The sequence below is a fragment of the Kitasatospora sp. NPDC101157 genome, from assembly GCF_044768255.1.
In the GTDB taxonomy this organism is placed as follows: Bacteria; Actinomycetota; Actinomycetes; order Streptomycetales; family Streptomycetaceae; genus Kitasatospora.
Genome location: NZ_JBIWPL010000021.1, coordinates 141,429 through 154,966 on the forward strand (window position 1 = coordinate 141,429; position 13,538 = coordinate 154,966).

Here is a 13,538-nt window from a genome sequence, read left to right on the forward strand (position 1 = left end):
CTCCTCGGAGTTCAGTGCAGGTGGCGCGGGGTCAGTGCGCGCCGGAGAATGGTCGGCAGGCCGACGGGCCGTACGGTGCGGGCCGCCTTCAGCGGCGGCTCGTCGTGGCGGGCCGGCTCGGTGGCGGTGAGCGGGGCGGCGGCGCCGGTGAGGGCCCCCGCCTCGGGCCGGGCGTGCGGTCGCTTCAGCCAGATGTAGACCGGGATGCCGAGCAGGACCGTGAACAGGCCGTAGTAGACGGTCTGGTAGCCGCTGCCCTGGATCGACCAGTAGGAGAACGCCAGCGCCAGGGCGGTGACGGTGACGTCCCGCGCAAAGCGGCGCCGGTCCAGCTCCTCCCGACCGTGCAGCACCAGCCAGTACAGCTGCGCGGCCGCCGAGACCAGATACGGGATGACAGCGGTCAGCACGCTCAGCAGCACGATCTCGGTGAACACCTGCGTGAACCGCGTGTAGCTGATCACGGTGAGCACCGACGCGAGGACCGTCGCCGAGACGATGCCGAAGGCCGGCACCGCACCACGGCCCCGAGTGCCGGCGAACGCGGACGGGAACAGCCCGTCGCGGGCGGCGGCCATCGGCATCTCCGCGCAGATCATGGTCCAGCCGTTCAGTGCCCCGAGCCCGGAGATGATCGCCGCGACGGCGACCAGGTTCCCGGCCCAGGTGCCGCCCGCGATGTTGTTCATCGCGTCCGTGAACGGCGCCGTGGAGGAACCGAGTTGCGCGTGTGGGACGGTGCCGAACACGGCCAGGGTGCCGAGCAGGTAGATCGCCGCGCAGGCCAGGGTGCCGTAGACGGTCGCCCGGGGCACGTTCCGCTTCGGGTCCCGCACCCGCCCGGCCGCCACCGAGGCGGTCTCGAGGCCGATGTAGCTGAACAGCGCGATCGCCCCGGCCGCCGACACGGCGCCCAGCGCCGAACCGCCACTCGCGTTGAAGGCCCCGAAGTTGCCGGACTTCACGAACAACAGGCCGGCCGTCGCCATGAACGCCAGCGGCAGGAACTTCAGCACCGTGGTGACCACCTGGAACGCCCCGATGCTGCGCACACCGGCCAGGTTCACGATCGCCGGCAGCCACAGGCCCACCAGGGCTATCGCGACCGAAGCCCCGGTGTGGTGGCCCTTGTTGACGAACACCTCGACGTAGCCGACCCAGGCCACCACGATGGCCGCGTTCCCGGCCCAGGCCGTGATCCAGTACGACCAGGCGGTCAGGAACCCGGCGAACTCGCCGAACGCCTCTCGGGCGTAGACGTACGGCCCGCCACTGCCGGGCACCCGCTCCGACAGCCGCCCGAAGGTCACCGCCAGCGCCAGCGCCCCGACGGTCACCAGCACGAACGCCACCAGCGCGATCGGCCCGTACGGCGCGAGCGCCGACGGCAGCGCGAACACGCCGGTACCGATGATGCTGCCGACCACCAGCGCCGTCGCCGCGGGCAGCCCGAAGAATGTGTTCCGCCCTTGTGGGCCGTCCTCCGGCGTGCTCGCCGGTGGTCTTCCGCTGTCGTGTACGGACATCAGGGGCTCCTTTGCCAGGTGCTTGACCGCGCTGACGGGCCCGGTCTCCGCCGTGGCCCGCTGAGAAGATCCTCGAATCCGCGAGCGGCCGACCCCATGGGCCAACGGTCCCGCTTCCCGCACCGGCGGTCCCTGTCTTCCCTGTCCGATGGTCCCGACAGCACCGGACCGCCCACCGGCGCACGGCGCGTGACGCATTGCCGGATCCGCCCCCTCGGGACCACCGGCCCACCGACGGGTTCCGTCCGGCCCTGGGGTCCCGCGAGGCCCCGCGGGAGATTGGTGCTCGCCGGGCCACGGTCGAGCCCGGCCCTCAGCCCGACTCCAAAGGAGCGTCCGTGACGACGCGACACGTCCTGGCCGGCCTCGACGGCTCACCGCAGAGCGAGACCGCCGCCCTGTGGGCGGCGGCGGAGGCCCAGCGGCTCGGAGCGGCCCTGCGCCTCCTGCACGTCTGGCCCTGGCTGAACGGCGAGAACGCGGACCGGGCCGAGCCCGGCGACTTCAGGCCCGCCGCGCTCGACGCCCTCGCCCGCGTCGCCGACCGAATCCGCCTCGCCCACCCGGAACTGTCGGTAGAGACCGCCGTCAGGCCCGACGACCCGGTCGACGGACTGGTCGCCGAAGCACGGGGACAGGAGATGCTGGTGCTCGGCTCCCGGGGTCTCGGGGGATTCGCCGGCCTGCTCGTCGGATCGGTCTCCCTCGCGGTCGCCGCCCGCGCGACGGTCCCGACGGTCCTCGTCCGCGGGGCAGGGCCCCTCCCTCGCGCGAGCACCGCCGCCGTCGGCGACGTCGTGGTCGGCATCGACTCCGGTGAACCTAGCGAAGCGGTCCTAGAATTCGCCTTCGCAGAGGCGGAGCGCCGCGGCGCCGGGCTGCGCGCCGTCCACGGCTGGGACCCGGCCCCGGCCTGGGCCTTCGGAGGCATGATGCCGCCTCCGGTGGACATCCCTGGCCAGGAGGGCACGAAGGCGGCTCTGCTGTCACAGCACCTCACCCGTCAGTTGGCAAACTATCCGGGCGTGGCCGTCGTCGAGGACGTCCGGCTCGGCAGCGGGGCGAAGGCCGTCCTGGACGCCTCCGCCGGTGCCGAGTTGGTCGTCATCGGTCGACGCGAGCGCCGTCACCACATCGGCATGCTGCTCGGACCTGTCGCACACGCCGTACTCCACCACTCCACCGCCCCGGTGGCGGTCGTCCCCCACCCCTGAAGACCGGCCCGTGCCGGTTGCCACCATCTGCCAGACCGTCCATGAAGGAGGACCGGAAATGAACACCGCGCCCGAGCAAGCCGGCCCGGTGCCGCCCTTCCGCCACCACCTGCGGCAGGCTCTCGGGAAGGGCCGGAATCCGTTGGGTCGCACGATCGACCGCTCACGCAGCCGGGCCCTGGTCCTAGCCGTGCTCGGCATCGGACTTGCCGTGCTCGGCAGCGCGGGCGCGGCGGCGGCCGACTTCGCCGTTGTCCGGCACCAGGCCTCGGTGACGGCCGCCCGCCTGCACCAGGTCCAGGCGGTCGTGCTGACTCCGGCGCAGCGGGAGGCCGACACCGGCGCCGGCAGGCGGCGGTACGAGGCCGACGCCGTCTGGGTCTACCCCACCGGGCAGCGCACCACGGGCAGCGTCCCGGTGCCGGGCGGTACGGCCCCCGGTTCGACCATCGGCATATGGGTCGACGACGCCGGCCGTTCCGTGGCGTCCCCGCTCGGATCGGCCGCCATCGCCGCCAAGGCGGCCTGCCTCGGGCTGTTCCTCCTCGGAGGCCTCGGCGTCCTCGTCGTCACCGGTCTCGGCATCCGTCTGGACGTCCTGGACCGCCGGGCCGACCAGGCATGGCAGCACTCCTGGGCCCTGCTGGAGCCCGTGTGGAGCGGCCGCGCCTCACGCGACAACCGGGCGGGCTGACCGCACCGGCCACTCGGAAGGAGAAGACCCCGATGTCCGCACAGTCCGCCAGCAGCCGCGATGTCAACGATCCCGTCCACAGGATTCTCATCGCCGCTGCGTGCGCCGCCCCGTCCATCCACAACACGCAACCCTGGCTGTTCCGCACCGACGCGCAGGCGGACACCATCGAGGTGTTCTCACACCCGTTGCGGAGGCTGCCGCGCACCGACCCCCAGGGCCGGGCACTGCACCTCTCGATTGGCGCCGCCCTGTTCAACCCCCGGGTCGCCGCGGTGCATCTGGGTCGGGAACCGGTGGTCCGGCTGCTGCCCGACCCGGCGTCCCCGACCTGCTGGCCGTCGTCCGTCTCGCCGGTCGGCCCCGGGCCTCGCTGACCCGTAGGCCGGACCTGTACCGAGCCGTCCGGCAGCGCCGCAGCAGCCGCTTCCCGTTCACCCCCGAGCCCGTGCCCTCCGCCGACCTCGCCGAGGCCACCGAGGCCGCACACCAGGACGGTGCAACGCTGTGGCTGCCGGAACACACCTCCCGGATCCGCCTGCTCGAACTCACAGCGGAGGCGGAACAGCGCAACGGCCTGGCCCCGGAGCGCCTGGCCGAGGGCCTGAACTGGATCGCCGGGCCCGGCGACGACACCGGTGTGCCGCCCCGCGCCCTGGGCACCCTGGACTCTGACGGCCTGTTGCCGATGCGGAACTTCACACCGCAACGCACGGCAGGCCGGCCGAAGGCCAAGTACGAACCCGACCCGCACCTCCTCATGCTCGCCACCCGGAGCGACCACCCCGCCGACTGGCTGCGCGCGGGTCAGGCCCTGCAGCACGCCCTGCTGATCCTCACCCTCCACGGGCTGCGCGCGTCGATGCTCCACCAGGCCCTGGAGTGGCCCGACCTGCGCAGCCGGATGGCCCGGGCCCTGCCGCAGCGCGGCGCACCCCAGATGCTGCTGCGTGCCGGGTACGGCCCTGTGGGCTTTCCCACCCCGCGCCGCATGCCCGTACCCCCGACGGATCAGCCGGTACCGGAGCCCGCCGCCGCGGTGGCCTGACGGCCGACCCGCACACACGGCGTCCGGACACCCCTCACGATTAGGGCCCTCCGGCCCTATCGGCCCCGCCCGGCGTCCGGCAGACTGCGATGAGATCTGTATGACCTGCCGCTGGGGGCAGACATTGAGCGCGGAGTGGTGATGGCGGACAACGCGGCAGGCGCGGGCGACCCGGTGAAGGTGTTCCTCCTCGACGACCACGAGGTGGTCCGGCGGGGTGTGCACGACCTGCTGGACGCGGAGCCCGGCTTCACGGTGGTCGGCGAGGCCTCCACGGTGGCGCAGGCGCTCACCCGCGTTCCGGCGCTGCGCCCGGACGTCGCGGTCCTGGACATGCGACTGCCCGACGGCGACGGCGTGACGGTCTGCCGCGAACTGCGCTCGCGGATGCCGGAGCTGGCCTGCCTGATCCTCACCTCCTTCGACGACGAGGAGGCCCTGCTCGACTCGATCATGGCCGGTGCCGCCGGGTACGTCCTCAAGCAGATCAGCGGCACCGACCTCGTCTCCGCGGTCCGCACGGTCGCCTCCGGACAGTCCATGCTCGACTCCGGCGCCGCCACCCGGCTGATGGCCCGGCTGCGCGGCGAGGCCGCGACCCAGCAGCCGTCCGATGCCCCGCAGCTCACCGAGCGCGAACGCGAGATCCTCGCCCTGGTCGGCGAGGGCCTGACCAACCGGCAGATCGGCCAGCGGCTCTACCTCGCCGAGAAGACCGTCAAGAACCACATCTCCCGCCTGCTCGCCAAGCTCGGTGTGGAGCGCCGCGTCCAGGCCGCGATCATCGCCACCCAGGTACTGACGGGCCAGGGCCACCTGGCGGCCCGCAGGACCGTCTGAGCGGCACTCGTGCCCGGGCCGAAAGCACCCGGTGTACGGGGACCACCCGGAGGCCTCCCGGGGGACCATCAGCCCCTCGCGGAAGGACATGCCCCCACCGAGCATGGATGTCATGACCGCCGAATTCACACCACTGGACGAGCTGCATTGTCTGAGGCTTCTCAGCGGGACAGCCGTCGGCCGATTGGTCTACACCGTTGGTGCGCTGCCGGCCGTCATGCCGGTCCGTTACCGGATCGCGGCGGACGGCAGCGTCCTGCTCCACGCTCACACCGACTCCGAGATCACCCGAGCCGTCGCCGACGCGATCGTCGCCTTCGAGGCGAGCGAACTCGACGAAGCCGACGGCAGCGGCTGGAGCGTCACCGTCCTCGGGCGGGCGGACGTCACCTCCGACATCGAGGAGGGCCGCACCATTCCGGCCGTCGTGCCCGCCCCCGCGAGAACAGCCGGTAGTGTGACCATCCGGATCCGCCCGGAACTGGTGACCGGGCGTTCCCTGCCCGGCTCACCGGTCTACGAGGCGTGACGAGCCCCGCGAACATCGGCATCCGACTCTCACACCAGCGGAGCCGACCAGGTCAGCCGGGTCCCGCCCTCAGCTGGGACGATCACCTCGAACGCGCCGCCGAGGCCCTCCGCCCGCTCGGCGAGATTGCGCAGGCCGCTGCGCCGCCCCTGCTCGGGGACGCCGACACCGTTGTCCTGCACCGTCAGCACGACCCGCTGCCCGCTGGCGTGCAGCACCACCTCAACCCGGTTCGCCTTCGCATGCCGGGCCGCGTTGCTCAGCGCCTCCCCCAGCACGGCCACGACGTGTTCCGCGACCTCCGCGGGAACATCGGTGTCGAGCAAGCCCTCCATGCTCAGCCTGGGTGGGAAGCCCAGGACAGCCTGCGCCTGTTCGACGGCCCGCACGGCCCTGGCCCGCAATCCCTGCCCGGCCTGCTCCTCGCGCGCTCGGAGCCCGAAGATCGTCGACCGGATGATCTTGATGGTCTCGTCCAGGTCGGCGACCGCACGCAGCACCCGGTCCGACGCACCCGGGTGCTCGATGAACCGGGCCGCGCTCTGCAACGTCATCCCCGTCGCGAAGAGCCGCTGGATGGCCAGGTCGTGCAGGTCCCGGGCGATCCGGTCCCGGTCCTCCAGCATCGCCAGCTGCTCGGCGTCGCGCCGCCGCTCCGCCACCTCCAGGGCCAGTGCCGCCTGGTCGGCGAAGCCCAGCAACGGACCGGTCTCCCGCTCGGTGAACGCCGGCTCACCGACCTCCCTCGCCAGCAGCAGCACGCCCTCGACCGGCCCCTCGGCCGGCCCCAGCGGGACCGCCACTGCCGGGCCGAGCCCCTCGAACCTCCGAGGGCCGGCGGACAGCCGCGGATCACCGGAAAGGTCGACCGTGGTCGCCGGCGAGCCCTGCGCACACGCCTCCCCCGACAGGGTCCCGTCCAGCGGCACCACCAGGCCCTGCCTGGCAGCCGCGTCACCCCCGAGGGCCAGCTCCACCCGGACCGTGTCGGTACCGGGGACGGGGATCGACACGTCCGCCAGCGCGGCGCCCGTGATCTCCCGCGCCCGCCGCGCGATCAGTTCCATCACGTCCGCGCGGGAACTGCCCGACAGCAGGCCCCGGGTGATCTCCGCGCTCGCGCTCAGCCAGCGCTGCTGCCGCTGTGCCTCCTCGTACAGGCGGGCGTTGTCGATCGCCACCCCCGCAGCGACCGCCAGGGTCGAGAGCACCGACTCGTCGTCGGCGTCGAACTCCTCACCGCCCCGCTTGTCGGTCAGATAGAGGTTGCCGAACACCTCCTCGCGCACCCGCACCGGCACGCCCAGGAAGGTCCGCATCACCGGGTGGTGCACCGGGCAGCCGTGCGAGGCCGGATGGTCCGACAGGTCCGTCAGCCGCAGCGCCTCGGGATTGCGGATCAGCTCGCCGAGGATGCCCCGACCCGTCGGGTACGGGCCGATCTTCGCGATCTCCTCCTCCGACAGCCCCACGGTCAGGAACTCCGACAGCGTCTCGCCGTCCGGGCCGATCACCCCCAGCGCCGCGTACCGCGCGTCCACCAGCACGGCGGCCGCCTCCACGATCCGCCGCAGCACCTGGGTGAGGTCCAGCTCCCGGCCCACCGACAGCACGGCCTCCAGGAGGCTGTGCACCCGGTCCCGGGTACCCCGGGCCGCGTCGATCCGCGCCTGGAGTTCCTCCAACAGCTCATCCAGTCGCAGCTGCGGCATCCGCGACCGCACTCCGTCCCCGCCCACGCAGGCCTCCCTCCGTCCGTCTTTGTTACCGGCCGGTCGATTGTCGCAGAAGCCCACCGCCGCCGGCCGAGGCAGGAACCGCCTCCGACCTGGCGGGACCGCCAGGTCGGCACACACGGCCGGCCACCGGACCGCAACCGCACCTGGCCCGTGGGCAGAAGCCCCGCTGAAACGGGTCCTCGCCGGAAGGTCCCGTGCGCTGTTGGCAGATGTGCCCGTTGGTCCGCCGGAATCGGGACCTACGGTCTCTCCCCCGAGGTGCGGCCGTCGTGTTCCTTGGTGACACCGACGACGGCGTAGCAGAGGCAGGGGCTGAGATGAGGGATACCGAACGGCCGACGAGGCCCCGCCACGAGCGGGGCAGGGCAAGTACGGAAACGCGGTCCCGGCGGGGTCCACGATGGCGCGGACCGGCCGCCGGGGCGGCGGGCATCACCGTCTCGGTCTTTTCGGTGGAGGCTCCCCGGTGACCGGATCCCTGCCCGTCGGCCACCTCGCGGGTGCACCGCTGCGCGTGCACTGGAGTGCTCCCCTGCTGGCCGCCGTGCTGGCCCACGGCCTGGTACGGCAGGCGCTGCCCGGCTGGTCCCCGGGCCACTCGGCCGCCGGCTACACCACCGCGGGTGCGGGCGCGGCCGTGGCACTGCTGGCCTGCCTGCTGCTGCACGAGGCCGCCCACGCGCTCGCGGCCCGGCGCGCTCACCTGAAGGTAACGGACATCACCGTCTGGGCCCTGGGCGGGACGACCCGCTGCGACCGGCCCGCGTCACCAAAGGCGGCGCTGGTCATCGCGGCCGCCGGTCCGGCCACCAGTCTGGCCGTCGGAGTCCTCGCCCTCGGCACCGGCGTCCTCCTCCGGCCGGACGCGCACTGGACGCTGGTCACGGCGCTGCTCGCCTGGCTCGGAGGCGCCAGTCTCGTGCTCGGTGTCGTCAACCTGCTTCCCGCGGCCCCCATGGACGGCGGGCAGACCCTGCAGGCCGCACTGTGGTGGCGCGGCGCCGACCGGGACGGGGCCGAACAGACGACCGACCGGGCCAGCCAGGCCGTGGGCCTGCTGCTGGCCGCCCTCGGCACCGCGTTGCTCCTGGACGGAGCGAGCGACGGCCTCTGGCTCATGGCCGTCGGGCTCTTCCTCGCCGCGAGCGCCGCAGCCGAACGACGCCGCTCGGTCCTCGAAAGCACGCTCCGGGGCGTACGCGTGGCCGACGCCATGTCCAGCCCGGTGGAGACCGGCCCGGACTGGCTCACCGTGGAACGCTTCCGCACCGAGATCGCCGCGAACCGCCACCACTGCGCACTGGTCCTGGTGGACTTCGACGGCCTGGCCAGCGGCCTGATCACCCGACGGCAGCTCGCCGCGGTTCCGCCCGAGCGCCGGAACGACCTGCGGGTACGGGACGTCATGACCCCGCTCGCCCTGTGCACCACCGCGGAACCGGACGAACCGCTGGCCGCCGTGATCCAGCGATCCGCCGTCGCAACGGCAGGCCGGATCATCGTCCTCGACTCCGGCGGGCCGACCGGTGTCGTCACCGCACACGACGTCACCCGGCTCCTCCAGCTCCGCCGGCTCGACCTCCCGCAGTCGAGCCCCGTCCAGCAGTGACACGGCCACGAACCGAGGCAGCCGGGTCCCCGCAGTCCGGGTGAGCGCGGAGGCTCCGTGCACGAGCACCTCCGCCTCGCTCGCCGCGCCGGCACCGGCACCGGCGCCGAACTGCGCGCCGCCCCGGCAACCGCCGCCTGGACGGCTGGCTCCGGTCCGGTCACCCCAGGCTGTGCGAACGGGCACTACCCGAACCGACCACGTCCCCTGGGACCACTGGCCCCAAGACCGGGGCCCATCGGTTCTGCCCCTCTCCACCCGGCAGTTGATTGACTCCGGTACGACACGGGACCGCGCGCCGCTCGAAGGACCGGGCGCGAGGGCCGCGAGACGACGGGGACTCCAGGAGGTTGTGGTGGACGCGACAGCAGAAACGGTCGGGCACAGCGTGGTCCGATCGGTCACCCGCGATCCGCAGGCCCGCACCACGGTGGTGCGACTGCGCGGCGAACTGGACATGCTCACCGCGTCCGAGCTCGTCCCGGAACTGCTGGGACTGGCGGGTGACGGCGACCGGGAGCTGGTGCTGGACCTGTCCGGCGTCAGCTTCTGCGACAGCGCGGGGGCCAGCGCCTTCCTACAGGTGAACCGGCGCCTGACCAAGGGCACCAGGCTGTTCCTGCGCGGTGTCACCCGACAGCCCGCGAAGGTGCTGCGGCTGCTCGGCCTGCACCGGTCCCTGCCATGCGAGTTCACACAGCCGGCCCGGACCTGACCCCGCCCACGGAACGACCTCCCGGTAGTCGCCGTACGCAACCGCTGAAGGCCCGTCCGGGCGGCTCCCCCGCCTCCTCGACGCGATGACGACGACTTCGGACCGAGCACTCGCGCACCTGACAGCGACGATCGATGTGTCCGACCTCGTGAAGGCCTCGGGAGGTCTCGGGCCCTCGACGCGCCCGCCTCGTCCCGTCCCGAATGGATTCGACCCCCGTTCCGGCATCCGCCCCTGCTCCCGGGCGGAGCGTCCGAGCAGCGCGTCGGCTGCGCCTCACTCTCGTGGCCGCCAGTCTGATCGGCACCGGTCTCGCCGGGCTGCGCCGCCGGGACATCGGCTGAGAACGGCCGAAAGCGGGGGCGGGCCTGACGGCCGCCACGAGTGTGTCGCGGCGGCGCCGGTAGGAGCAACGTTGGGCGCGCAGGTACCGGCCGCGCTGGAGTCGCTGATGTCGGCGACCGCCGCCGACGCGATGAGCGTCTCGGAGCGCCACGACAGCGACCGCGAACTGTTCGGCCAGGGCCTGGCCAACCTGGCCGCCCCGCTGTTCGGCGGCGTCGCCGCCACCGGCGCGATCGCCCGCACCGCCGTCAACGTCCGCTCCGGCGCCGCCTCCCGGCTCGCCGCCCTCGTCCACGCCGCCGTCCTCGCGGTGATCATCTTCGCCGCCGCGCCCCTGGTCGCCGGGATCCCGCTCGCCGCCCTGGCCGGCGTACTGATCGCCACCGCGGTCCGCATGGTCGAGGTCGGCTCACTGCGCGCGCTGGCCCGCACCGGGCGCGGCGAGGCCGCGGTCCTGGCCCTCACCGCCGCCGCCACCCTCGCCTTCGACTTGGTCACCGCCGTCGTCGTCGGCCTGCTCGTCTCCGGCGTCCTGGCGCTCGCCGCCGTCGCCAAGGCGGCACGCGTCGAGCAGGTCCCGCTGTACGCCGACCTTCCCCCGGCCGACCACCACGACGAGGAACAGGCGCTGCTCGCCGAACACATCGTCGCCTACCGCATCGACGGCCCGCTGCTCTTCGCCGCGGCCCACCGCTTCCTGCTGGAACTCACCGAATCCGCCGAGGTCAAGGTCGCGATCCTGCGGATGTCCCGGGTCAGCGCGATCGACGCCAGCGGCGCCACCGTCCTCGGCGACGCCATCACCAAGCTCCAGCGCCGCGGCACGCTGGTGCTCGTCTCCGGCATCCATGCCGAACACCACCGCCCGCTCGACGCCCTCGGCACACTCGACCGGCTCCGCGCGGACGGCCACGTGTTCGCCACCACCCCCGACGCCATCGCCTACGCCCGCAACCACCTGCACGGTCAGACCGAGTCCGCCGATCTCCCCCTCGCCGCAGGAGCAGCCCGTTGACCCGAGCCGAAGCACCATGGTGATCCGCCGATGGCGTGACCGGGGCCGTCGTGATGACCGCGTCCCGGCCCTGGCAGCCCCATCCGGTCGGTATCGGAAGTACCGGATGAGCCTGGCCAGCACCTGGCTCGCCGCCAAAGTGAGCCGCCGCATCACGGTGACCGTCCTCACCGGCTGGGGCGTTCGGCCGAGGACCACCGTCCACGACGCCGCCGTCCTCGCCGTCACCGAACTGGTCACCAACACCGTCCGGCACGCCCGGTCGCGCTCCCCATTCTTCGAACTGCTGTTGGCCGTCACCAACACTCACGTCGAAGTCGCCGTCCGCGACAGCCATCCGGGTCTGTTCGACCTGCCGCCGCACCAGGGCGCCACGGGCGGTCTCGCCGCCATCGCCGACCTGGCCCGCCACCTGGGTGGAGAACTGACCGTCCAGCCCGACCCCGACGGCGGCAAGACCGTCCTCGTCCACCTCCCGCTCACCCCACCCACCACGACCCCGGAATAACACCACTCTTGCGCTTCACCGTCACCTCCTACGACGACCACGGCACTCCCGCCGCCGCGCAGACCGTCGACCTCACGACCCTCAAGACGCTGCTCGCCGAAGCCGCCACCACCGGCCGACGCCTCCACATCCGCCCCCAGCCCCGAGAAGACGGCCACTCCGCACCCGCCCAGGAGCCCCGATGAGCGACAGCACCAGCGACGAGAAGAGCCGCCGCAAGGCCATGCTCATCCGCGCCTCGGTCTACATCCTCGGCACCCACCTGTTCGCCGGCTTCGTCATCCTGCTCTTCGCCCTCGGCAACCGCCACTGAGCCCTTCCGTGCCCGCTGACCACGGAAAACGCCCCACCACGACTGGATATCCTGAACACATGAGCGACAACCTCCCCCCGTGCCCGCAGTGCTCCAGCGAGTACACCTATGAGATGAACGCCCTCATGGTCTGCCCGGAGTGCGGCCACGAATGGGTGCCCGCCGAGGGCGACTCCGTCGCGTCGGCCGGCGTCGGCGAGCGGGTCGTCAAGGACGCGGTCGGCAACGTGCTGAACGACGGCGACACCGTGACCGTCATCAAGGCCCTCAAGGTCAAGGGCAGCGTCTCCGGCATCAAGGCGGGCACCAAGGTCCGCAACATCCGCCTGGTCGACGGCGTCGACGGCCACAACATCGACTGCCGCATCGAGGGCTTCGGCGCCATGCAACTCAAGTCCAGCGTGGTCAAGAAGGCCTGACCCGGCCTTGGCCGACCTTTGACGGGAACCGGAAGCAAACCGCCGGCTCGCCACCACGGTGAGCCGGCCGCGGCACGACACCCGTCCCAAGTCCTTGCCCTCGGCCGCCGCTCAGCTCGCGCCCCTGTCCTCCAGGCTCGCGACGCCGTCCTTCGGGGCCGCGACCCCATTCTCGCGAGCCAGCCTCAGCGCGTCGGTCAGCTCGTCGAAGGCCTCCTCGGTCGCGAAGAAGTCCTGCCTGGCACAACCCTCGTCCACGGCTCCCGGCGCGGGTACTGCCCATGCGGCGAGCACGTGGTCGGCATCCCGAGCGGCGGCCTGGCGAGCGGGCATCCGACGGCCTCGTCCTGCCGCTCGGCCGCCGTGTCCGCGGGGCCGGACGGCGCGAGGGACTGGCACATCGGCTGGAGCTCCTGTCGGCCGCGGGTGCGGGTCACCGGCCGGCGGCCGGCCCGTTCGCATGCTCGGCGTGCTCGTGCCCGGTGCCCCGGACGACGACGACCGGGCAGGAGGCGTGCTGGACGCAGTGCTGGCTGACCGAGCCGAGCAGCGCCCCGGCGAAGCCCCCGTGACCACGGTTACCGAGGACCAAGAGTTCGGCACCGTCGGCGACCTTCAACAGGACCTGGGCGGCGTTGCCGCATTCCACCCGCTCGCATACCTCGACCGGGCACTGCGGGCCCGTCGCCTGTGCGACAACCTCGGCGAGCGTCTTTCCGGCGTACGCGGCGACCTCCACGTCGGCCACGCCGGCCACGGGCACACCCCAGCCGTAGACGGTCGGGTACTCCCAGGTGATCACCGCCTCGACCGTGGCGCCGACCAGGGCGGCCTGCCGTGCCGCCCACCGCAGAGCGGCATGGGAGGACTCCGATCCGTCGACACCCACCACGATCCGCCGCTGTGCCGTCATCCTGTCCATGTTGTTCCCTAATTCGTGAGTAGGTGATTCCAGTCGGCCTGTCAGGGCCGGTGGAGTGATTTGCGGATGGGGACCGGGATCTCGTCAGGTTTTCCAGGCCTG

At 72.6% G+C, this 13,538-nt stretch carries 16 protein-coding genes and 1 pseudogene; 13 read left to right on the plus strand and 4 right to left on the minus strand.

All coding sequences use genetic code 11. From position 1 onward, the window contains the following. Positions 1–11: 11 nt before the first annotated feature. Positions 12–1,526: an amino acid permease gene (locus tag ACIRVF_RS32005; RefSeq protein ID WP_402825583.1), complete on the minus strand. Its 1,515-nt coding sequence runs from the start codon at positions 1,524–1,526 to the stop codon at positions 12–14. 338 nt (positions 1,527–1,864) lie between these two features. Here ACIRVF_RS32005 and ACIRVF_RS32010 point away from each other — a divergent pair, with 338 nt between their 5' ends. The 6 genes from ACIRVF_RS32010 (at position 1,865) to ACIRVF_RS32035 (ending at position 5,851) form a co-directional block, all read left to right on the plus strand. Further along, positions 1,865–2,740 (plus strand): universal stress protein, encoded by an 876-nt coding sequence (locus tag ACIRVF_RS32010; protein WP_402825586.1) that lies wholly within the window; start codon positions 1,865–1,867, stop codon positions 2,738–2,740. Between the two features lie 58 nt (positions 2,741–2,798). Further along, positions 2,799–3,434 (plus strand): DUF3592 domain-containing protein, encoded by a 636-nt coding sequence (locus tag ACIRVF_RS32015; RefSeq protein WP_402825589.1) that lies wholly within the window; start codon positions 2,799–2,801, stop codon positions 3,432–3,434. A gap of 32 nt (positions 3,435–3,466) precedes the next feature. Next, positions 3,467–3,811 (plus strand): hypothetical protein, encoded by a 345-nt coding sequence (locus tag ACIRVF_RS32020; RefSeq protein WP_402825592.1) that lies wholly within the window; start codon positions 3,467–3,469, stop codon positions 3,809–3,811. 71 nt (positions 3,812–3,882) lie between these two features. Beyond that, on the plus strand, positions 3,883–4,482 hold the full coding sequence (locus ACIRVF_RS32025; RefSeq protein WP_402825594.1) for a hypothetical protein: 600 nt from the start codon (positions 3,883–3,885) through the stop codon (positions 4,480–4,482). A gap of 141 nt (positions 4,483–4,623) precedes the next feature. Next, positions 4,624–5,322, plus strand: a complete 699-nt coding sequence (locus ACIRVF_RS32030; RefSeq protein WP_188302048.1) for a response regulator transcription factor — start codon at positions 4,624–4,626, stop codon at positions 5,320–5,322. 112 nt (positions 5,323–5,434) lie between these two features. Then, entirely contained in the window at positions 5,435–5,851 is a 417-nt protein-coding gene (locus ACIRVF_RS32035; protein WP_402825597.1) for a pyridoxamine 5'-phosphate oxidase family protein, read from the plus strand. Positions 5,852–5,880: 29 nt separating this feature from the next. Here ACIRVF_RS32035 and ACIRVF_RS32040 read toward each other — a convergent pair whose 3' ends face one another. Then, complete coding sequence (locus ACIRVF_RS32040; protein ID WP_402825600.1) at positions 5,881–7,563, minus strand: GAF domain-containing protein; 1,683 nt, start codon at positions 7,561–7,563, stop codon at positions 5,881–5,883. 493 nt (positions 7,564–8,056) lie between these two features. On the opposite strand from ACIRVF_RS32040, the gene ACIRVF_RS32045 reads away from it, so the two are divergent. The 7 genes and pseudogenes from ACIRVF_RS32045 to ACIRVF_RS32075 all read left to right on the plus strand — a co-directional run bounded on the left by ACIRVF_RS32045 (position 8,057) and on the right by ACIRVF_RS32075 (position 12,514). After that, positions 8,057–9,199, plus strand: a complete 1,143-nt coding sequence (locus ACIRVF_RS32045; protein ID WP_402825603.1) for a site-2 protease family protein — start codon at positions 8,057–8,059, stop codon at positions 9,197–9,199. Between the two features lie 355 nt (positions 9,200–9,554). Beyond that, positions 9,555–9,914, plus strand: a complete 360-nt coding sequence (locus tag ACIRVF_RS32050; protein WP_402825606.1) for an STAS domain-containing protein — start codon at positions 9,555–9,557, stop codon at positions 9,912–9,914. Between the two features lie 433 nt (positions 9,915–10,347). After that, a pseudogene (locus tag ACIRVF_RS32055) lies at positions 10,348–11,274 on the plus strand (SulP family inorganic anion transporter); the annotation flags it as partial. A gap of 106 nt (positions 11,275–11,380) precedes the next feature. Further along, a complete protein-coding gene (locus ACIRVF_RS32060; RefSeq protein WP_402825609.1) occupies positions 11,381–11,782 on the plus strand; it encodes an ATP-binding protein in 402 nt (133 codons plus the stop codon). Between the two features lie 8 nt (positions 11,783–11,790). Beyond that, positions 11,791–11,967, plus strand: coding sequence for a hypothetical protein (locus ACIRVF_RS32065; RefSeq protein ID WP_402825612.1), 177 nt, complete (start codon positions 11,791–11,793; stop codon positions 11,965–11,967). Continuing rightward, entirely contained in the window at positions 11,964–12,095 is a 132-nt protein-coding gene (locus ACIRVF_RS32070; protein WP_223241548.1) for a DUF6126 family protein, read from the plus strand. Before ACIRVF_RS32065 ends, ACIRVF_RS32070 begins: the two co-directional genes overlap by 4 nt. Positions 12,096–12,154: 59 nt before the next feature. Beyond that, positions 12,155–12,514, plus strand: a complete 360-nt coding sequence (locus ACIRVF_RS32075) for a zinc ribbon domain-containing protein YjdM (protein ID WP_402825615.1) — start codon at positions 12,155–12,157, stop codon at positions 12,512–12,514. Between the two features lie 111 nt (positions 12,515–12,625). On the opposite strand, the gene ACIRVF_RS32080 is transcribed toward ACIRVF_RS32075, so the two are convergent. Together ACIRVF_RS32080 and ACIRVF_RS32085 are read right to left on the minus strand one after the other, a co-directional pair. Further along, entirely contained in the window at positions 12,626–12,847 is a 222-nt protein-coding gene (locus ACIRVF_RS32080) for a hypothetical protein (RefSeq protein ID WP_402825618.1), read from the minus strand. A 100-nt stretch (positions 12,848–12,947) separates the two neighbouring features. Further along, positions 12,948–13,427 carry a universal stress protein gene (locus ACIRVF_RS32085; protein WP_402825621.1) on the minus strand — a complete coding sequence of 160 codons (480 nt, stop codon included), beginning with the start codon at positions 13,425–13,427 and terminating at the stop codon, positions 12,948–12,950. Between the last annotated feature and the right edge of the window lie 111 nt (positions 13,428–13,538).

Excerpts from the sequence above, each read along its gene's own strand:
- ACIRVF_RS32075 (WP_402825615.1), top strand. The coding sequence starts at position 12,155 with ATGAGCGACAACCTCCCCCCGTGCCCGCAGTGCTCCAGCGAGTACACC.
- ACIRVF_RS32020 (WP_402825592.1), top strand. The coding sequence starts at position 3,467 with ATGTCCGCACAGTCCGCCAGCAGCCGCGATGTCAACGATCCCGTCCAC.
- ACIRVF_RS32070 (WP_223241548.1), top strand. The coding sequence starts at position 11,964 with ATGAGCGACAGCACCAGCGACGAGAAGAGCCGCCGCAAGGCCATGCTC.
- ACIRVF_RS32015 (WP_402825589.1), top strand. The coding sequence starts at position 2,799 with ATGAACACCGCGCCCGAGCAAGCCGGCCCGGTGCCGCCCTTCCGCCAC.
- ACIRVF_RS32035 (WP_402825597.1), top strand. The coding sequence starts at position 5,435 with ATGACCGCCGAATTCACACCACTGGACGAGCTGCATTGTCTGAGGCTT.
- ACIRVF_RS32080 (WP_402825618.1), bottom strand. The coding sequence starts at position 12,847 with ATGCCCGCTCGCCAGGCCGCCGCTCGGGATGCCGACCACGTGCTCGCC.
- ACIRVF_RS32040 (WP_402825600.1), bottom strand. The coding sequence starts at position 7,563 with ATGCCGCAGCTGCGACTGGATGAGCTGTTGGAGGAACTCCAGGCGCGG.
- ACIRVF_RS32030 (WP_188302048.1), top strand. The coding sequence starts at position 4,624 with ATGGCGGACAACGCGGCAGGCGCGGGCGACCCGGTGAAGGTGTTCCTC.
- ACIRVF_RS32085 (WP_402825621.1), bottom strand. The coding sequence starts at position 13,427 with ATGACGGCACAGCGGCGGATCGTGGTGGGTGTCGACGGATCGGAGTCC.
- ACIRVF_RS32060 (WP_402825609.1), top strand. The coding sequence starts at position 11,381 with ATGAGCCTGGCCAGCACCTGGCTCGCCGCCAAAGTGAGCCGCCGCATC.
- ACIRVF_RS32005 (WP_402825583.1), bottom strand. The coding sequence starts at position 1,526 with ATGTCCGTACACGACAGCGGAAGACCACCGGCGAGCACGCCGGAGGAC.